The sequence below is a fragment of the Mycobacterium sp. genome (assembly GCF_049802695.1).
In the GTDB taxonomy this organism is placed as follows: Bacteria; Actinomycetota; Actinomycetes; order Mycobacteriales; family Mycobacteriaceae; genus Mycobacterium.
Window position 1 is genome coordinate 1 of the sequence record NZ_JBARMY010000027.1, and the last position, 2,811, is coordinate 2,811.

The window sequence follows — 2,811 nt, forward strand, 5'->3', positions numbered from 1 at the left end:
GGGCTGAGGTCGGGACTGGCGCTTGGCTCACCGCGGGGGTGCTGCCGACAGCAAGTGCGGGCACTGCGGCGGGTATAGCCGGGGCGATGGGCGCAGCTGCGGCCGGAACTGCGGCAGACTGAGCTAAGCCGGCCAGACCGCTCAGGCCCGCCAGCCCGGCCGGCGCGGGTAGACCGGACACCACACTTAGGTTGGCGATCACCAGGTTGAGACCGACCGGCAGCAGCAGCGGCAGCTCCTGGATTAGGAACCGCAGAGTTCGTAGCGTCCAGTTGACGGCCCGGAAAGTCTGCCACGAGATGAAGTAAGACATCAGCTGCGGGAACTGCGACGGGTCCATCAAGCCTTGAAAGTTCTGTTGCAACCAGGTCACGGCATTCTGGTTGCCACTGAGAAAGTTTGGCAAGTTCTGTAGGTACTGCGTGGCGTCCCAGTTGGACTGCCCTTGACCAGGGATCTGCTCGCCATCAGGTCCGAAAAGCATCTGGTATATCTCGGCCGGCGTCGGCAACTGAAACGACCCTGTCCCGCCTCCGCCACCGCCCCCCATGCCGCCGCCTGTGCCGCTTCCGGCCCCGCTGCCAGCGCTGGCCACTTGGGCAGTCGCCTGATAGGTGCTCATTGTGACGGCGGCTTGAGTCCACATGCGCGCGTAGTCGGCTTCGTTGAGCGCGATAGGAATCGTGTTGACTCCAAAGAAATTAGTTCCCACCAGCACCGCATGGACGACGTGGTTTGTGGCTAGCTCGGCGACGGTGGGCATTGTCGCCAACGCCGCGGTGTAGCCGGCTGCCACCGTCTCGTGCTGGGCGGCCGTCTCGGCACTAACCGCACTGGCTAACCCCAGCCACGCCAGATACGGCACATGCGCGGCCACATACCGATTTGCCGTCGGCCCCTCCCACGCCTCCTGCGCGCTGGCCAGCGCCGCAGTCAACTCGGATGCCGCCGCCTCATATTCGGTGCTCAACGATGTCCACGTTTCGGCGGCGACCAGCAGCGGACCAGGCCCTGGCCCGCTGCTCAGCAACGCCGAATGCACTTCCGGCGGGGACGCCATCCAGACCGGCGCGGTCATCGTCAGCCGCGCCCAGCCAGATATGTCGAAGCTGCCGCCGCATCACCCGCGGCGTAATCCGCGCCGGCTCGTGCCACTCCGACGCCAGCCCGGCCCAACACCTCAACACCGCGGGAAGCCGCAGCCGTATGTTCGCTGCCGCGAGCACTGAACTGGGCAGCAGCCTGCTCAGATACCGGGTCGGCTGCGGGCGGAACCACCGCCGAGATCGTCGAGGCCGCCGCGGCATGCGCCGCCGCCAGCCGCGCGGTGATCGCTTCAACCGCAGCACTCGTCGCGGCTAAGCCCTCGGGATCGACTCGCAGCATCATGACAAACACTCCCTCCAATGAAAGCGATTTACGATCGACGCGACAGTCCAGCCGAGTAGCCCGGCCAGCAGTCCGAACAGCAGGTGGCACAGCGTCTTCTCGGCCATTCCGACCGAGGCCAATACCGGCAGGTAGCCGTGGCTGAGCCAGGTCGCGAGCGCACCGGCGAGCGCGACGAGGTGAATCGGCGCCGCAGCAAGCGCAACCACCCATCGTCGCCGCACTGCCACCGGCGCAGCGGCCACCGCATACAGCAGGATTGCGGCGGCCAAGTAACGCCCACTTCCCCACGCATCGGGCGAGATGTGCAGCCCTAGCGTCGCCAACATCGAGGCCGCGCCAACCACCACTACGGTTTCTCTGCGACGCGTGATCAGCACAGTCGTCACCAGCAACGTCAGCCAGATCAGTCCGCGATGCCCCGGCAACCCCATCGGCACCCGGACGTCCGCTGAGATGACAATCGCAGCGATCGCAAGCCCCGGAAAAAGCACGTCGCGTGTGACAACACAACGAGTCGCCTCACGCACCGTCAGCTTCGACGAAACCGCGTCCACTACCCCACCTTCAGTCACGGCCGCTTATCCGGCGAATGTTCCGCGAATGCGGGCCTAAGTATTGCCTAAGACCCGCTTATGCGGTAGTTAAGCTTAGCGAAACTTAAGGCCAACGTGGCGGTTTAGCAAGGGAGACAAGAGTGGCTCGTCAACATCGGAGCGGAAAGCGTCGTCAATCGGTCAGCATCAGACGCCGACGGGGTTACCTCGTCGGTTCGGGCGCAGCAGTCAGCGCTTTCCTGGCTCTTGGTGTGACCCCGCTGGCCGACGCGCCTGCCGCCCATGCCGACCTCTTCGATCTCGTCATCGCTCCGCTGGTGGACTCGTTAGGTAGTGCGGCCAGCGCTTCCGTTGCCGTCCCAGACCTCCCGTTGGGAGGCCTTTTCGACAGCGCATTTGCGAACGCTGCTATACCCGATGCACTCAGTAACCTGACTCTGGGTGCGCCGGACGCCCTCGGCGCAATGGCGTTGCCGGCCGATGTACTGCCTTCAGACCCGACTGGGCTCAGCGACATCCTCTCCCAGGTGTACGCGTCCGGCGAGGCTTTCATCACCAACCCAGCTGATGCGACGTTGCTGCAGGGGATCAACGCGCCGTTCGTAGATCTGTTCGGGCGCGATTTGATCGGCAACGGTGTCGACGACTTCACCGGCGCCAACACTTCGCTCCTCGGCAGCACCGGGGAGTTCGGCAACCTCGGTGACGGCGGATTCCTGCTCGGCGACGGCGGAACCGGCGCTGGCGGTGTGGCCAGCCTTAACGCCGGAGCCGGCTTTGCAGGCGGTGACGCTGGGATTTTCGGCAACGGCGGCTGGGGCGGAGGCGGCGTCGACGGCGGCGCCGGCGGTCCAGGCGGCACCGG

The 2,811-nt window shown here is 65.4% G+C and carries 3 protein-coding genes and 1 pseudogene; 1 reads left to right on the forward strand and 3 read right to left on the reverse strand.

The window, feature by feature from the left end; translation table 11 throughout:
* The 3 genes from WA317_RS01025 to WA317_RS01035 all read right to left on the reverse strand — a co-directional run.
* Positions 1-1,078, reverse strand: a 1,078-nt coding sequence (locus WA317_RS01025) for a PPE family protein (protein ID WP_425171260.1), incomplete at its 3' end; no start/stop codon positions are given.
* A gap of 2 nt (positions 1,079-1,080) precedes the next feature.
* A complete protein-coding gene (locus WA317_RS01030) occupies positions 1,081-1,389 on the reverse strand; it encodes a PE family protein (RefSeq protein ID WP_425171261.1) in 309 nt (102 codons plus the stop codon).
* On the reverse strand, positions 1,386-1,946 hold the full coding sequence (locus tag WA317_RS01035; RefSeq protein ID WP_425171262.1) for a hypothetical protein: 561 nt from the start codon (positions 1,944-1,946) through the stop codon (positions 1,386-1,388). The genes WA317_RS01030 and WA317_RS01035 overlap by 4 nt, the downstream gene beginning before the upstream one ends.
* A gap of 140 nt (positions 1,947-2,086) precedes the next feature.
* Here WA317_RS01035 and WA317_RS01040 point away from each other — a divergent pair.
* Positions 2,087-2,811, forward strand: a pseudogene (locus WA317_RS01040) (hypothetical protein); the annotation flags it as partial.